The organism is Rhizobium sp. N122, assembly GCF_002211295.1.
GTDB lineage: Bacteria > Pseudomonadota > Alphaproteobacteria > Rhizobiales > Rhizobiaceae > Rhizobium.
This window is the reverse complement of the sequence record NZ_LOKU01000006.1, coordinates 118,635-134,078: the sequence shown is the minus strand read 5'-3', so window position 1 is coordinate 134,078 and position 15,444 is coordinate 118,635. Positions and strand designations below refer to the sequence as shown.

Here is a 15,444-nt window from a genome sequence, read left to right as displayed (position 1 = left end):
CTAACTCTTGTTCGCTGGATTCGGCCGGCGGCTGCGGCCGAGCGAAACGACCCGGTCCTTGGCCTCCAGAAGCTTTGTGACTTTCGCGCCCAGCGAGAGTAGCGTTGCGAGCCTTTCGGTTTCAAGTTGTTTTACGTCTTCATACCAATGTGTCAGTTGCTCGATCAGCGTGTGCATTTCGCTCATGCGCTGCTGCGCATGGCGTTCGGCCTCGCTGGCGGGGCGCTGCATCAGGATTTCGCGCAGAACCGACAGCGTCGGATCGACTTCGCGCTTCTTCCGTTCCTCGGCAAGCGTCCTCAAGATCAGCCAGACATCATCAGGCGTGGTGAAGAAATCGCGACGATCATCCGGCTTGTGTTTGAGAAGGACGAGATTCCAGGCCTGCAATTCCCGCAGGCTCATCGAAACATTGGAGCGCGAGATGTTGAGGGACTCGGCGATCTCCTCGGCGCAAAGCGGCGACGGCGAGACGAATAGCAGGGCATAGATCTGGCCGACCGTGCGGTTTATTCCCCAGCGGGAGCCCATTTCTCCGAAGTGGAGAACGAAGGACTGGACGAGAGGCGGAAGGTTCATCGTTGTTTCCGTTGCGTCTGTGATTTCAGAAATTTCTGAAATTACTATACTCACTGCTACACCTCGCCGACAATCGGCAAGGCGACCCTGCGTCAATTTGGATGTCCGTTCGTCGAACTCGCATCAGATATAACCCGACTCAACATCGCTGGATTTGATCTGGATCAATTCCGCCGCACTTTGCGGCCGTGACGCGAAAACGCCCGGCAATGCGTTACCGGGCGTTCCAATTGAACTGCGATGATGGATGCGACCGCCGCCGCTGGCGGGCGGGCGGAATGCGTCGGCTTAGATCACGCCGGCCAGGATGCCGACACCTGCTATGGCGGCAACACTGCCGGCCGCGCGCGTCACGAAGGCGCCCTGACGTTCGCCGGCACGGCCGATGATATAGCCGAGACCGAGGCCGGCTGCATGGAGAAACGCGGTCGCGATCATGAAACCGGCAGCATAAGCGGCACCGCCGGCATCCTCCGGCATCTCCGCCCCGTGGGCATGCCCGTGAAAGATTGCGAAAAGGCCGACGACACCCATCGCAAGGGCGATCGGGGCTTTGACGTCGAGCGCAACAATCGCGCCGAGGACGACGATGGAAAGCGCAATGCCGGCTTCAACGAAAGGAACATTGACGCCGGCAACGCCGAGAGCACCACCGAGCGCCATCACCAGAACGAAGGTCGTCGGCACCAGCCAGGTGGCGCGGCCGCCGAGCTGAAATGCGAAAACGCCGACCATCACCATGGCGAGGATATGATCGAGGCCGGAAACGGGATGACTGAAGCCGTGCACAAAGCCGGAGGTCTGGCCAACACCGGTATGCGCGTAGGCGACGGCTGGAAGCGCAGCGGCAGCCAAGGCAAGCAGTCCGCTCTTGAGTGCTGATTTCATGGTTCATTTCCTCGTGAGTTTTTGAAATCCGGTCGCCGAACACAGGCCCGGGTCCAAGTCGCGCGCATCACGCTAGTTCAAAGATTTCGCGCCGTCAACGAAAATGCCGTGAAATATCAAGCCGATTCAATTGCTTATCTGATAGGCAGATGCCGCTTTCGATAGCGCCACCCAACCCTCGCCGAGCACCTTCGCGCATGAAACAGTTTCTTCCGCGCGCTGGAAAGAGCCAGGCGCAACGGCTATCAATCCAACCGAGGCGGCGCATCGCCGCGATGGAGGAGATGCCCATGATGAAGACCGAACGGCCGCTGGCGATCAGCGCGCCCGAGCCGCGCACGCTCGATCTGATCTTCAGCGATCCGGCGCGCGCCGAACTGCATGCGAAATACGAAATCGTCGAGGCCGATCCCGACAATATCGCCGGCCTCGGCGACGAGGTTCTCGGCAGGACGCATTATATCATCGGCCAGCCGCCGCTTTCGGCGGAAACGCTGGCCAGGATGCCGGCCCTGCGCTCGATCCTCAACGTCGAAAGCAATCTGATGAACAACATGCCCTATGACGTGCTCTTTGAGCGCGGCATTCATGTCGTGACGACGGGCCAGGTCTTCGCCGAACCGGTCGCCGAAATCGGTCTCGGTTTCGCGCTGGCCCTGGCGCGTGGCATCGTCGATGCGGACGTTGCCTTTCGCCAAGGCACCGAACTCTGGGGCGGGGAGGGCAATGCGAGTGCCCGGCTGATCGCCGGTTCCGAGATCGGCATCGTCGGTTTCGGCGATCTCGGCAAGGCGCTGCGCCGGCTGCTGTCCGGCTTCAGGGCGCGCATCAGAGTGTTCGATCCCTGGCTGCCCCGCTCGATCCTCGAGGAAAACGGCGTCGAGCCGGCGAGCCTGGAGGATGTGCTGACGAAGAGCGATTTCGTCTTCGTCGTCGCTGCCGTCACCAGTGAAAACAAGGGATTTCTGGGCACGGAGGCCTTCGCCGGCATGCGCCGCGGCGCGGCCTTCATCCTGCTCAGCCGCGCCGACGTCGTCGATTTCGAAGCGCTGATGGCTGCCGTCGCGTCTGGTCATATCGTCGCAGCAAGCGACGTCTATCCTGAGGAGCCGCTGCCGGCCGACCACCCGGTGCGGAGCCTGAAAGGCTTCATCCACTCGGCGCATCGGGCCGGCGCGCTCGACAGCGCCTTCAAGAAAATGGGCGACATGGTGCTCGAGGATATGGACCTGATGGATCGCGGCCTGCCGCCGATGCGCTGCAAGCGGGCGGAACGTGAAACGGTTTCGCGCATGCGCTCCAAACCGGTGGCGGTGAATTAAGCCGGCAGACGCGCGCCACCTCAGGCGGCGCGCTGCTCGCTTCCCTGGATCGCCGCCAGCTTCCAGTCGGCGCCGGGCTTGCGCACGAAGGTCCAGACCTCGGTGCTTTCGCTCGGGCGGCGGTCGTCGCCGGAAACGACGCGGCCGCTGTCGCGTTCGACCATGGCATCGATCGAGGAGTAGCGCATGGCGAGCGTCGCATATTCCTGGCCGTCTTCGCGCCAGGCCTCGGCAATGTCGCCCTGCAGCAGCTTGACCTCGGAGACCCGGTTGCGCACGCCGTTGCTGGCGTTTTCGCCGAGTTCCTCGGCAAGATAAGACATCGCCTCGGGCGTCGTCAGCCGGCGCAACGTGGCGTAATCCTCGGCACCGTAAGCGGTCTGAACGTCGGTCAGCAATTCCTCGAACTGATCGAGATCGGCCTGCGCCAGTCCGATCTCGTCGCTCGGCCGGTTGCCGCGCGAGGAGGAAGCTGAACCGGAACCGATCGCCGGGATCTGGAAGGAGGAGTTGTTGGCGGGCGACATGCTATAGGACCGGCTGAAGGAGCCGCTTTGGCCACCGGCGCCGTAGGAGGGCTGGCGGCGGTTGGCGAAATAACGCATGGCCAGCATAACGGCGCCGCCGATCAGCGCGATCTGCAGCAGCATGCCGAGGAAGCCGAAGCCGCCGCCGAAACCGTGACCGAGCAACATGCCGAGCAGGCCGCCGGCAATCAGGCCGCCGATCATCGAACGGCCGAAGCCGCCGAAAAGACCGGGGCGCTGGGCGCCGAAGGGCTGCTGCGCGGTCGCTGGCGCCGTGGTCTGCGGACGCGGCGTCATCGACCGTTCGATCGGCGCGGCGGGGGCCGGCGCGGTTTGGGTGACAGGCGGCGCCTGGAAGGTGCGGGTACCGCGGCTTCCGAAACCGCTGCTGCCGGCCCGGCGCGCTTCTGCATCGCCAAGGGAAGCAAAAATTGTAGCGCTCGTGAGAACGGCAATCGCCGCGAACTTGGCAAAACGCGAAATGGCACTCGGCATTCCTGATCTCCTGTCATGCGCAGTCACGGCATGTCGTGATAGGATATAGGTACTCTTTCGCAGGTTTGAAGTTCTTTCGCCGCTTACTGACAGACATCGACCCAGCTGGCGCCGGTCAGCTCGGCCAGCCGTCCAGTTTCGATGCGCACCGCCGAATTCGTCGAGCCGGCGGCCGGCACGACTTCATCGAAGCGTTTCAGCGAGATATCGCAATAGATAGGCAGCGGCGACGGCAGACCGAAGGGGCAGACGCCGCCGACCGGATGGCTGGTGACCGCCACCACCTCTTCGGCGTCGAGCATGCGTCCCTTGGCGCCGAACGTATCCTTGAATTTGCGATTGTCGAGCCTTGCGGTGCCGCCGGCAACGACCAGCATCATCTGCTCGCCGACGCGCAGGCAGATCGTCTTGGCGATCTGGGCGGGCTCGACGCCATGAGCCTCGGCGGCAAGGGCCACCGTTGAGGAGCTCCCGGCGGTTTCGATGATGTCGATATCGGGTGCATGCACACGGAGGAAGGCGCGGACGGATTCTAGGCTCATGATGCCATGCTAGACCAGCAACCGCGCGATTTGAAGCACAAAAGCCACCCGCCGAAAACCGCCGCTTGCAAGTCTGACAGACATCGTCATAATAATTTTGCACACGTGCTCAATTTTGTCATTCGGCCGTTACATCAAACCCCTAGAGCGGACATTGTCACGTTTTCGTGGGGTTTCGGAGCGGCCATCATCAGCAGTGCTGACCCGCCAAGAGGCTTCACACTGCTCTTCTAGGGAGACGAAGAAGATGACCATTTTGCCGACACTGAAATCCCTCACCATTGCCGCCGCCATCCTGGCTTCGAGCTCTGCAATTGCGCTTGCCAAGGACGTTCACATCAGCGTCTGGGCCGGCGGCACCGGCCCGAACGACGTCTATCGCCTCGACGCCATCGAGATCGCCGCCCAGCAACTGCAGCGCGAAGCCGCCCTCAAGGGCGAAGACCTGAAGATCACCGTCGAGAAGAAGCCCTATTCCGCCTGGGAGGACTTCAAGCAGGCGCTGACCCTTGCCGCCGAGGCCAAGACCGCCCCGAACATCGTCGTCAGCGGCCACGAAGACATCGCGCCCTGGTCGCAGGCAGGCCTCATCGTCCCGATCGAGGATTATGTCGATCTCGACTCCTGGCCGCTCAGCGACATCTATGAAAACCTGCTGCAGATCGCCTCTTACAACAGCACCGTCTACGGCATTCCGCAGGATGCCGAATCCCGCCCGATGTTCTTCTGGAAGCCTTATATGAAGGCGATCGGCTACAGCGACGCCGATCTCGATGCGCTGCCGCAGAGTGTCCAAGACGGCAAGTACACCATGAAGAACCTGCTCGAAGACGCCAAGAAGATGCAGGACAAGGGCCTGGTCCAGCCCGGCTACGGCTTCTATCCGCGCACCAGCAACGGCCCCGACTACTGGCAGTTCTACACCTCGTTCGGCGGCACGATGGAAGAAGACGGCAAGCTCGTTTTCGACAAGGCGGCGATGACCCGCACCTATCAGTTCTTCGCCGATGCCGTTAAATCAGGCGTCACCAAGAAGAACCACATCGGCATGCCTGGTGATCAGTGGTGGAAGGAAGTCGCCACCGGCAAGGCCGGCATCTGGGATGGCGGCACCTGGCACTATGCCCGTCTCGTCAACCAGGAAGGCCTCAAGGATTTCTTCGGCAACGTGATCTTCACGCTGATCCCCGCAGGCGAAGGCGGCAAGGCCAACACGCTGACCCATCCGCTCGTCTACCTCCTGACCGCAGGTCACGATCAGGAAGACACCGAGATCGCCGCCCAACTGGTCAAGATCGCCTCCGAGCCGCGCACCAACGCGCTGCATGCGGTCAAATCCGCCCATCTCGGCATCTCCAAATCGGAATCCACCGTCGATTTCTACTCGGCCGACCGCTGGACCCGCGAAGCCACCGAGCGCCTGCTGCCGCATGCCAATGCGATGCCGAACAATTCCGATTTCGGCAAATATTGGAACATCATGTGGAAGAACCTCGAAGCGTCCTGGACCGGCGCCAAGACCGTCGACGCCGCCGTCGGCGATGCCGAGAGCGAGCTGAAAAGCACGCTCGGCGACAAGATCGTCATTCGCTGAAACACGCCTACGGGTGGCGGCAAACCCCGCCGCCCGGTCGGTTCCGCGAGGAGGCCTTCCATGAAATCGTCCAGAACGCTCGGACTGGTGATGATCGCCCCTGCGGCGGTCATGATCGTGCTGTTCTTCCTGATGCCGGTGGTTCTGACGGCGGTCTTTTCGATGACCAATATGACGACGGCGACCGGCATTTCCGGCGGCGTCTACCAGATTGCGCCCAACTCCCTGATCGCGCTGAAATCGGCGATGCCGGAGATCACCACCGAAATGGCCGAACCGCGCTACACCATCGACGAGGCAGGCCTGAAGGCCGTCGAGGGACTCGGGCTGGCGCCGGGGATTGCCGCCGAATTGCGCGCCAAACATACCGGCGCAGTCTTCCCGGCACGCCGCGATGTCGAGCGAATGATCAAGGATCTGGCCGAGCGGCCGTCGACACGTGAGGTCAAGCAGATCTCCGAACAGTTCAACCGCTCCGTCCTCAACACCCGCTTCGACAGCAAGGGGCAGCTGTTTTCGGCGCTGGACGGTCTGGGTTTCCAGCTGACGCCGGAGCAGAAGGAAATCGTCGCCAAGACCACCTATACCGGCTGGACCTGGACATCAGACAATTTCTCGCGCATGGCCAGGTCTCCCGACATGGCGCGTGTGCTTTTCAACACCGTGCTCTATGTCGCGCTGGTGCTGACCCTCTTCAACGTCGGTTATGCCCTGCTGCTCGCCATCTTGACGCATTATATGCCGCCGACGCCTGCCTCGATCTTTCGCGGCATCTGGCTCCTGCCGCGCATCACGCCCGTGGTCATTTACGTCCTGCTGTGGAAATGGCTTGCCTGGGACAGCGGCTTCATCTCTATCCTGATGGGCAAATTCGGCTACCCCCCGAAGAACTACCTGCTCGATACCGCCTATAATGCCTGGTTCTTCGTCGTGCTGATCAACGGCTTCATCGGCGCCTCGATGGGCATGCTGGTGTTTTCCTCGGCGATGAAGGCCATTCCGAAGAGCCAGTTCTATGCAAGCGAGGTCGACGGCGCCTCGCGCTGGCAGCAGATCCGCTACATCATCCTGCCGCAGATGCGCTGGCCGATCCTTTTCGTCACCTGCTACCAGACGCTGTCGCTGCTTGCCTCCTTCAATGAAATCCTGCTCGCCACCAATGGCGGACCGGGCAACGCGACCGAGGTCTGGGCGCTCTCCGCCTATCACACCGCGCTCAGGAATTATGCGGGCAACCTCGAATACGGGTTGGGCGCGGCCATGGCGCTGGTGCTCGTCGTCATCGGCGTGGTGCTGTCGCTCCTTTATCTGCGCGTCTTCAACTACGGCACGCTTGTCGCCAAGCCCCTGATCGAGGACTGACCATGGCCGAACAATCGCAGCCCTCGGCAAACTATCGCAGCTGGCCCGTCATCACGGCGCTGACCATCGTCAGCCTGCCGCTGCTCCTGATGTATCTTTACCTCTTCCTCGACACCGTGACGGTGAAACAGCCGGATGCGCTGCTGCCCTCCGGCTTGACGCTCAATCACTGGCGCTTCCTGTGGCAGACGACGCCCGGTAAGGCGAACATCTGGCATGTGACGCTCAACACGCTGCTGTTTTCGGCCTGCACCACCAGCCTGGTGCTCATCGTCTCGTCAATGGCCGGCTACGTGCTGTCACGGCTCAACGTGCCGGCGCGCGGCTTCTTCCTTGCCGGCGTCATGGTGCTGCATGCCTTCCCGTCGGTGACGCTGATCATCGCTATCTTCATCGTGCTGCAGATGATCGGCCTCTACAATTCGCTGATCGGCGTCATTCTGGTGAAGGCGGCGATCGACCTGCCGCTCGGCATCTGGCTGATGAAGGGTTTCTACGACACCGTGCCCTGGGAAATCGAAATGGCCGGCGTCGTCGACGGCGCCTCGCGTTTCCGCGTCTGGCGCAGCCTCGTGCTGCCGCAGGTCAAGCCAGGCATCATGGCGCTCGCGCTGTTTTCCTTCCTCGCCGGCTGGGGCGAGTTCATCCTGCCGCAGGTGCTGGCGCCGGGCAACGACGTGCAGGTGCTGTCGGTCTATCTCGCGGGTTTCCTGTTCGACGACAACAATTACGATTTCAATATGTTCAAGGCGGTCGGCCTGTTCTATCTCGTTCCGGTGCTGATTGCCTACGCGCTCTTCAACAAATATCTCATGAACATCTACGGCGGCGGGAGCAAAGGCTGATGCGCATCCTCCTCGACAATTTCTCGAAGAGCTTCGGCTCCACCAAGGTCATCGAAAACATGCAGCTCGAAGTCGGCGACGGCGAGATGCTGGCGCTGCTCGGCCCTTCCGGCTGCGGCAAATCGACAACACTTTTTGCGGTCTGCGGCATTCACCGGCCGACCAGCGGGCGCATCCTCTTCGGCGACCGCGACGTCACCGACCTGCCGAGCCAGGCCCGCAATGTCGGCGTCGTCTTCCAGTCCTATGCGCTCTATCCGCATATGACGGTCGGCGAAAACATCGGTTTTCCCCTGAAGGTGAAGGGCGTGCCTGCCTCAGACATCCGCAAGGAGGTCGAGCGCATTTCCGCACTTGTCCATATCGACAATCTCATCGAACGGCGGCCGGCGCAGCTTTCCGGCGGCCAGCAGCAGCGCGTGGCGCTGGCGCGCGCCCTGATCCGCAAGCCGGATGTGCTGCTGCTCGACGAACCGCTCGCCAATCTCGATGCCAAGCTGCGCCTCGAAATGCGCTCGGAAATCCGCCGCCTGCAGCGCGAGACCGGCATCACCGCCATTCTCGTCACCCATGACCAGGTTGAGGCGATGAGCATGTGCGACCGCATCGCCATCATGAAGGAAGGCGAGATCGTCCAGATCGCCACGCCGGCCGAAATGTACAATGATCCGAAGACCGCCTTCGTCGCCGGTTTCCTCGGCAATCCGCCGATCACCTTCCTGCGCGGCGTCGTCGACAAGGGCGCCTTTAGAATCCCGGAAAGCGAAATCCGCGTGCCTTTGCCTGATACCGTCGGTGCCGCCGAGGGTACAAAGCTGATGCTCGGCGTCCGGCCGGAGCATTTCACCCCGGCAGGCGACGTCACCGTGTCCGGCAAGGTCACCTTCGCCGAAACGCAAGGGCGCGAGAACCTCTACGACGTGGCTCTGGCCGGCGGGCCGCTGCTGCGCTCGATCCAGCCGGTGCGTAACGATATCCATGTCGGCGACGATGTCCGCTGGGCGATCGACAGCCGTGGCGTTTTCGTCTTCGACGAAAATGGCAGGAGGCTCTGATGGCCCGCGATTTCCAGGCATTTTTCGAGCGTTACGGCTGGCCGACGGCCAGGGGCCGGCTTCCCTTCTGCATCGGCCATCGCGGCGCCAGCGGCCACGAGCGCGAAAACACGATCGCCGCTTTCCTCCGTGCTGCCGAACTCGGCGCCGAGATGTGGGAGCTTGACACGCAGCTGACCCGCGACGGCGTGGTCGTGGTCTCGCATGACGATCATCTCGAGCGCGTCTTCGGCATCGACCGCCGCATTTCCGACATGACGGCCGCCGAACTTGCCGCCCTTGACGGTGTCGACGTGCCGCCTTTTTCGGAGGTCGCCGCTCTCGGCCGCGAGACCGGCACCGGTCTCTATGTCGAGCTCAAGGCGCCCGGAACCGGCGTGCTCTGCTGGCGCCATCTTGCCGAGATGAACCAGCGTTTTGCCTGCCTCGGCTCCTTCGACACGGCGCAGGTGCGTGAACTCCGCGACGCCGGCTGCGACTTCCCGCTTTCGGTGCTGATCCGTGTCGGTCATGATCCGCATGCGCTGGGTGACGAGGCCGGCGCCGATATATTGCATCTCTGCTGGGAAAGGGCAGGCGAGCGGCCGCAGGATCTGGTAACCGAGGGCTTGATGCGGCGCGCCTTCGAGGCGGGCCGCGAGATCGTGCTCTGGCACGAGGAGCGGCGGAGCATTCTCGACGACATCATGAAGCTTCCGGTCCTCGGCATCTGCACGGATCTTCCGGATCTGATGCGACCGTCGACAGAGAGGGAAAAGGCAGTTGGCAGACAGGGATAAGGGACCACGCAAGGTAACCTCCTTCGACGTGGCGCGTGTGGCCGGCGTGTCGCGCGCCGCCGTGTCGCGCGCCTTCACGCCGGATGCCAGCGTCTCGCCGAAGACGCGCGAGAAGGTGTTCCAGGCCGCCAAGGATCTCGGCTACCGGGTGAACTATCTTGCCAGAAGCCTTACCAACAAACGTTCCGATCTCGTCGGCGTCGTTGCCGCCGGCCTCGACAACCCGTTCCGAACGCTGCAGATCGAGAACCTGGCGAGAGCGCTGATCGCCCGCAATTTCCGCCCCATCCTGCTGCCGACCTCGCAGGAGGCGGATACCTCGACGGTCATCGGCCAGCTGCTGCACTATGCCGTCTCCGGCGTCATCGTTACGTCGGACGCGCCGCCGACCGAGATCTGCGAGCAATGCGCGGCCGAAGGCGTGCCGATCGTATTGATCAACAAGGGCAACGATATCCCTTTCGTCGACCGCATCATCTCCGACGACCGCATGGCCGGCTATCTCGCCGCCGCCCACCTGATCGACAGCGGCGCGCGAAAGCCCGCGGTGATGGCCTCTCCCGCCATATCCTATACGGCGCGCCGGCGCAGCGAGGCCTTCATCGCGCGCTGCAAGCAGTTGGGCGTTGAGGCGCAGCTGCTGCAGATCAGGATCAACGACTACAAGAGCGGCTACGATGCGGCCGGCGAGCTTGCCGTATCCGGCATCGACGGCTTGTTCTGCGCCAATGATTACATGGCCTGCGGCGTGGTCGACCGGGTCATGCAGGGCCGCAGCCGCGACGATGCGCCGCCGCTCCCCATTATCGGCCACGACGACATTCCCCAGGCAGCCTGGACGGCCTACGACCTCACGACCATCCGCCAACCCTGCGACATCCAGGCCGAACAGACGGTCGACCTGCTGATGAGCCGAATTGCTGAACCGGACCTGACGGCGCGCGTCGAATTCACGCCGGTGACACTGATACGAAGAAGGACTGCCTGATGAATTCCGCATTCGATGCCGCCGCCATCCGCACCCGGGCGGAGGTCGCAATCTCAGTCGCCCTCGAGACCGGACGGGAAGCGGCCCGGTTCCGGCGCAGCTCGAAACCCGGCACGCTGGCCGTCGAGAACAAGGGATTGCAGGATTTCGTCACCATCGCCGACAGGCAGGCCGAACAGGCGATCCGCGACGGGCTGCTCTCACATTTTCCGGGCGATACGTTCATGGGCGAAGAGAGTGGCGGGCGATCGGGCGAGGGCGGCACCTGGGTCGTCGATCCGATCGACGGCACGACCAACTATATCAGGGGCTTCCGGCATTGGGCCGTCTCGATCGCCTTCGTCGCCGGCGGCAGGATCGAGATCGGCGTGGTCTACGATGCCACCGAGGACAAGGTCTTTCACGCCGTCCGCGGCGGCGGCGCCTTCAAGGACGGGCTGCCGATCCATGCGGCCGCAACCACCGACCCGGCCAATGCGCTGGTCATTCTCGGCCATTCCCGCAAGACCAGCTTCGACGACCATCTGGCGCTCTCCAAGCGGCTCCACGAACGCGGCATGGACTACCGCCGCACAGGCGCGGCGGCGATCGACCTCGTTCGCGTCGCGGAGGGCGCGGCCGATCTCTACTACGAACGCCATCTCAATGCCTGGGACATGCTCGCCGGCGCGCTGATCGCCGAAGAGGCCGGCGCCAGGGTGGCGATGCCTGATGTCGACAGGCTGCTTGCCAATGGCGGGCCGGTCATCGCCCACTCGCCGGAGCTCGCCGGCGAATTCGCCTTCATCCTCGACATCGAGGGACTATAGTGTAAGTTGCACCAAGGCGTGCCGCGCTACGCAACAACGCGATTGCGACCGGACTTTTTCGCCGTGTAGAGGTTCTGGTCGGCGATCGCTAAAATCTCGCTCGGAGAATTGGCAGACAGCGTGCCGGCAACGCCGATGCTGATCGTGACGCGCAGCCCGTTGCAGATCTCCGACCAGTCCCATTGCTCGACGGCCGCACGCAGTCTTTCGCAGACATCGGCAGCCCCTCGAGGAGAGCCGGCCAGCAGGACGACGAACTCCTCGCCGCCGAAGCGGATCGCCTGGTCGGTAATCCTGAGCTGGTTGCGCAGAATCGTCCCGATGGCGCTCAGAACCTGGTCGCCGATCATGTGAGAGAAGTTGTCGTTGACCGATTTGAAGTGATCGACGTCAAGCATGGCGATGGAATAGGGACGCTTCTCGGACGTCAGTTCCTTGAAGCGGCTGTCGAGATATTTGCGGTTATAGAGCCCGGTCAGCGCGTCCAGATAGACGGCACTGGCAAGGATATCGGTTTCCTCCTGCAGTTTCTGATAGGAGGCCTCCAGCGTATCGGCGCGCTTTGACTCGGTTTCGGCAACTTCCTTGAGCCGCTTGGTTTCATAGTAGATTTCGGCCAGGCGTGCGCGCTGCTGGGTCCTCTCGGCGCTGTTCTGCAAATATGCCTGGTGGTATTTCTTATGCGCCTCCAGCGCCAGATCGAACTGTCCCAGCCCTTCATGCGCCTGCGACAGGTAAAAATAGATCTGAATGTAGGAATCGAAACTGCCACCCTCGCTGATCAATGCCATTGCCTCGAGCAGCAGCGACCGGGCTTCTTCGAATTTTCCGTAACTATTGTAGATCTGGCCCAGGGTGTAGAGATATTGCTGCCTGTCCCTGACATAGCTGTTTTCCTGAAACAGCTGGTAGCGCTCCATGCACTGGAGCGCCTTCTCATGCTCGCCGAGGTGACTGTAATAATCGGCATTGTTGCCGAGGCAGATGCGCGCCGCCCAGCTGTCGCCGATCTCGATTGCCAGATCCAGCGCCTCATCGGTCAGCTCAAGCGCTCTCGTCAGCAGCCGGCGTCCTTCTTCCGTCTGGCCGAGCGCTTGCGCAATATATCCGCCTTCCGAATGGGCGCCGCCGAGATTGACGAGCCACCAGCATTCATAGGTCTTGTCGCCGATCGACCTGGCGAGCTCGACAGAGCGCTCGCTCATCAGGATGGCCCGGTCCGGCTGCTTGTTGTACCAGAAGATAATGCCGATGACGTTGGTGGCGAGGCTTTGCGCTTTCGGGTCTGCGGTCCTGTCGGCGAGATCCAGCGCGCGGGTGGCCTCTTCGATCGCTTCCTCAGGCAGGCCCAATTCCAGCAGCAGCCATCCGAAATAAGCCCGGGCGTAGGCTTCCTCATTCGGCTCCCCGGTCGATTTCCAGAAGTCAACCGCCCGGCGGACATGTGTCAGCCCGAGTTCGGCCTTGCCGGTTTGAAAACAGTACCAGGCAATGTCGGTATCGCATTGAGCGGCGAGCCGATCGTCGCCCCGCGCCCTGGCATCGGCAAGAATTTCGCCGGCCAGCGCGAGTGCCTCGATCGAACGGCCCGTGCACCCGAGGTGCCATGCTTCCTGTAAGCTGGAATTTGCTTGTTGAGTAATTGCTACAGTATTAACAACTTGCATATCGGACACCAACGTTTGACTGTCGGATGGGGATAACATCACAAGTTTAAAATGGTGCAAATTGTGCAAGACATGCGACAGGCCCTGAAATAATGCAGGTCGCCCGGAAGCGTGGCACGGCTCCGGGGTAACGAAATGCATGAAAACAAAGAACTAAAACGCGTCGGAAGCCGCCTATACCTTTCGGAATCAGGCGCCGACGCCCGCGGTTAATCAGCCATGCGCCGATCCCAGGCGCGTTCGGTCGCCGGCGCCTCGTCGGTGGTGACCTGATCCGGCTTCAGGGCCATCAGCGCCTGGAAGTTTCGCCATTCCTCGTCGCTGAAACCGGCCTCGGGATCCTTGAGGGTAAACGTCCAGGCATCGACGCGCTTGCCTTCGTCCTGGCAGAGCGCGATCATGTCGAGACCTCCCTTGGCAGCCTCAAGGATCAGCGGCCAGTGGAGATAGATCGTGTCCGGTTCGGTCGGGCCGCGCAGGTCGGCGCGCAATGCGAGCTCGACGGCCTTCCAGCCGCTCGCCTGCCCGATGCCGTAGAGCTTGTCTGTGGGATCGATGCCGCGCAGGAGATGCGGCAGCTTCTCCTTGACGGCGACGATGAGGTCGAGACTGCCGGCGCTGACGATCACAGAGGCGGCGATATCGCGGAAATGCGCGGCAAGGTGCGCGATGCCCTTCGCGCCGATCGCCTCATAATCGTCCTTCATGTCGAACTGCAGCAAGGCGGCAGGATGCGTCGATTGCATCATGGCGGCGAGATCCTCGCTAAGGATCAGCGGCCGGTCGCCCTCCTTCATCCTGATATCGCCGAGGTCGCCGAGGCTCTTTTCGGCGATCGGCCCATGTCCCGTCGTTTCTCCGTCGAGCTCCTCATCGTGCAGCACGACGAAACCGCCATCGGCGCGCACCCGCATATCGAGTTCCATCGAGGCGCCGGCTGCAAAACCCTCCGCCATCACGTCGGCCGAGAACAGCGGATCGGCAAACCGCTTGCGCAGCCGGTGCCATTTCAGGCGGGTGCGATGCCCCTCATGCGAAATCTCCAGGCCCCGCGCGTCCAGCAATCTCGTCATCTTCATCCAATCTCCGCGATGCTACTCTCCTGCCTTGACGAGCGGTGATTATCAAGGCCGAAGACGGGCTATCATCGGAGGTGCGACATTCTCGTCAGGCCGAGTCAGGCTGGCGGTTTGGCGGCCGGCCGCGTCTCACGTCGATATCAGCGTCAGTCCCGGAACGCGGGTGATCAGGCTGCGATCCTCTTCCATGACGAATTCCAGATTGTGCCGCGCGAGGCGCGCATGTTCCCGCGTCAGCGCCTCGGCGCGCGTGCCTTCACGCATCTCGATCGCCGCAACGATGTCGCGGTGCTGACGCTGCGCATGCACCAGCGACAGGCGGAAGGCGAGCACATCCTCCTGCTTTTCCAGAAAGGCGCTCGGCGAGGCGAATGGCAGCTGTGCCGCCCGTTCCACCTCGCGCCGCATCGTCTCGCTGCCGGCAAGACCGGCGAGCATGGAATGGAATTCCGCATTAAGCTCGACATACTGGGCAAACAGCATGTCCTCCGGTCGATCGCGAAAGCATTTGTCGAGCTCGAGGATCAGTCCCCTGATCGCCTTGAGCTTGGCCGGCGTGACGCCGCGTTCGGCGGCGAGACGCGCCGCCGTGCCTTCAAGCACGCCACGCAACTCGATGGCGTCGAAAACATCCGCCGTGGTGAAACCGCGCACGGCATAACCGCCGGAGGGGATCTGCTCGAGCAGGCCTTCCTGTTCGAGACGGGCAAGGGCCGCGCGCAGCGGTGTGCGCGAAATGCCGAGCTTTTCGGCGAGCCAGACCTCCGACAGACGCTCGCCCGGCGAGACACCGCCGCCGAGCACGAGGTCCCGCACGCCGAGAAGGCCTTTCAAGGCCTGGCTGTCGCGCTTGCGATCCACGCTTCCCTTTTCCGCGGCCATCTCTCATCCCTATTCCGGCGCTGGGCCGTCA

General features: G+C 62.4%; 15 protein-coding genes. 8 read left to right on the top strand and 7 right to left on the bottom strand.

The window, feature by feature from the left end:
- Together ATY75_RS06395 and ATY75_RS06390 are read right to left on the bottom strand one after the other, a co-directional pair.
- On the bottom strand, positions 1 to 579 hold the full coding sequence (locus ATY75_RS06395; protein WP_064842178.1) for a GbsR/MarR family transcriptional regulator: 579 nt from the start codon (positions 577 to 579) through the stop codon (positions 1 to 3).
- Positions 580 to 867: 288 nt separating this feature from the next.
- Positions 868 to 1,467 (bottom strand): HupE/UreJ family protein, encoded by a 600-nt coding sequence (locus ATY75_RS06390; protein ID WP_088936880.1) that lies wholly within the window; start codon positions 1,465 to 1,467, stop codon positions 868 to 870.
- Between the two features lie 290 nt (positions 1,468 to 1,757).
- Between ATY75_RS06390 and ATY75_RS06385 the strand changes: the two genes are divergently transcribed.
- A complete protein-coding gene (locus tag ATY75_RS06385; RefSeq protein WP_088936879.1) occupies positions 1,758 to 2,789 on the top strand; it encodes a hydroxyacid dehydrogenase in 1,032 nt (343 codons plus the stop codon).
- Between the two features lie 20 nt (positions 2,790 to 2,809).
- On the opposite strand, the gene ATY75_RS06380 is transcribed toward ATY75_RS06385, so the two are convergent.
- Positions 2,810 to 3,811, bottom strand: a complete 1,002-nt coding sequence (locus ATY75_RS06380) for a Tim44 domain-containing protein (protein WP_088936878.1) — start codon at positions 3,809 to 3,811, stop codon at positions 2,810 to 2,812.
- Between the two features lie 83 nt (positions 3,812 to 3,894).
- Positions 3,895 to 4,353 (bottom strand): YbaK/EbsC family protein, encoded by a 459-nt coding sequence (locus ATY75_RS06375; protein WP_088936877.1) that lies wholly within the window; start codon positions 4,351 to 4,353, stop codon positions 3,895 to 3,897.
- 247 nt (positions 4,354 to 4,600) lie between these two features.
- On the opposite strand from ATY75_RS06375, the gene ATY75_RS06370 reads away from it, so the two are divergent.
- Genes ATY75_RS06370 through ATY75_RS06340 form a run of 7 tightly spaced genes read left to right on the top strand, consistent with a single transcriptional unit; the run spans position 4,601 to position 11,785 of the window.
- A complete protein-coding gene (locus ATY75_RS06370) occupies positions 4,601 to 5,947 on the top strand; it encodes an extracellular solute-binding protein (protein WP_088936876.1) in 1,347 nt (448 codons plus the stop codon).
- A gap of 60 nt (positions 5,948 to 6,007) precedes the next feature.
- Positions 6,008 to 7,309 (top strand): sugar ABC transporter permease, encoded by a 1,302-nt coding sequence (locus tag ATY75_RS06365; protein ID WP_088936875.1) that lies wholly within the window; start codon positions 6,008 to 6,010, stop codon positions 7,307 to 7,309.
- A 2-nt stretch (positions 7,310 to 7,311) separates the two neighbouring features.
- Positions 7,312 to 8,154, top strand: a complete 843-nt coding sequence (locus ATY75_RS06360) for a carbohydrate ABC transporter permease (RefSeq protein ID WP_064842165.1) — start codon at positions 7,312 to 7,314, stop codon at positions 8,152 to 8,154.
- Positions 8,154 to 9,209 (top strand): ABC transporter ATP-binding protein, encoded by a 1,056-nt coding sequence (locus tag ATY75_RS06355; RefSeq protein WP_088936874.1) that lies wholly within the window; start codon positions 8,154 to 8,156, stop codon positions 9,207 to 9,209. Before ATY75_RS06360 ends, ATY75_RS06355 begins: the two co-directional genes overlap by 1 nt.
- Entirely contained in the window at positions 9,209 to 9,988 is a 780-nt protein-coding gene (locus ATY75_RS06350; protein ID WP_088936873.1) for a glycerophosphodiester phosphodiesterase, read from the top strand. The genes ATY75_RS06355 and ATY75_RS06350 overlap by 1 nt, the downstream gene beginning before the upstream one ends.
- Complete coding sequence (locus ATY75_RS06345; protein WP_088936872.1) at positions 9,972 to 10,976, top strand: LacI family DNA-binding transcriptional regulator; 1,005 nt, start codon at positions 9,972 to 9,974, stop codon at positions 10,974 to 10,976. Before ATY75_RS06350 ends, ATY75_RS06345 begins: the two co-directional genes overlap by 17 nt.
- Entirely contained in the window at positions 10,976 to 11,785 is an 810-nt protein-coding gene (locus tag ATY75_RS06340) for an inositol monophosphatase family protein (protein ID WP_088936871.1), read from the top strand. Before ATY75_RS06345 ends, ATY75_RS06340 begins: the two co-directional genes overlap by 1 nt.
- A gap of 26 nt (positions 11,786 to 11,811) precedes the next feature.
- Here ATY75_RS06340 and ATY75_RS06335 read toward each other — a convergent pair whose 3' ends face one another.
- The 3 genes from ATY75_RS06335 to ATY75_RS06325 form a co-directional block, all read right to left on the bottom strand.
- Positions 11,812 to 13,452, bottom strand: coding sequence for a diguanylate cyclase (locus tag ATY75_RS06335; protein WP_190241319.1), 1,641 nt, complete (start codon positions 13,450 to 13,452; stop codon positions 11,812 to 11,814).
- Between the two features lie 209 nt (positions 13,453 to 13,661).
- Positions 13,662 to 14,525 (bottom strand): glycerophosphodiester phosphodiesterase family protein, encoded by an 864-nt coding sequence (locus ATY75_RS06330; RefSeq protein WP_190241321.1) that lies wholly within the window; start codon positions 14,523 to 14,525, stop codon positions 13,662 to 13,664.
- Positions 14,526 to 14,660: 135 nt separating this feature from the next.
- Positions 14,661 to 15,413, bottom strand: a complete 753-nt coding sequence (locus ATY75_RS06325; protein ID WP_088936868.1) for a GntR family transcriptional regulator — start codon at positions 15,411 to 15,413, stop codon at positions 14,661 to 14,663.
- Between the last annotated feature and the right edge of the window lie 31 nt (positions 15,414 to 15,444).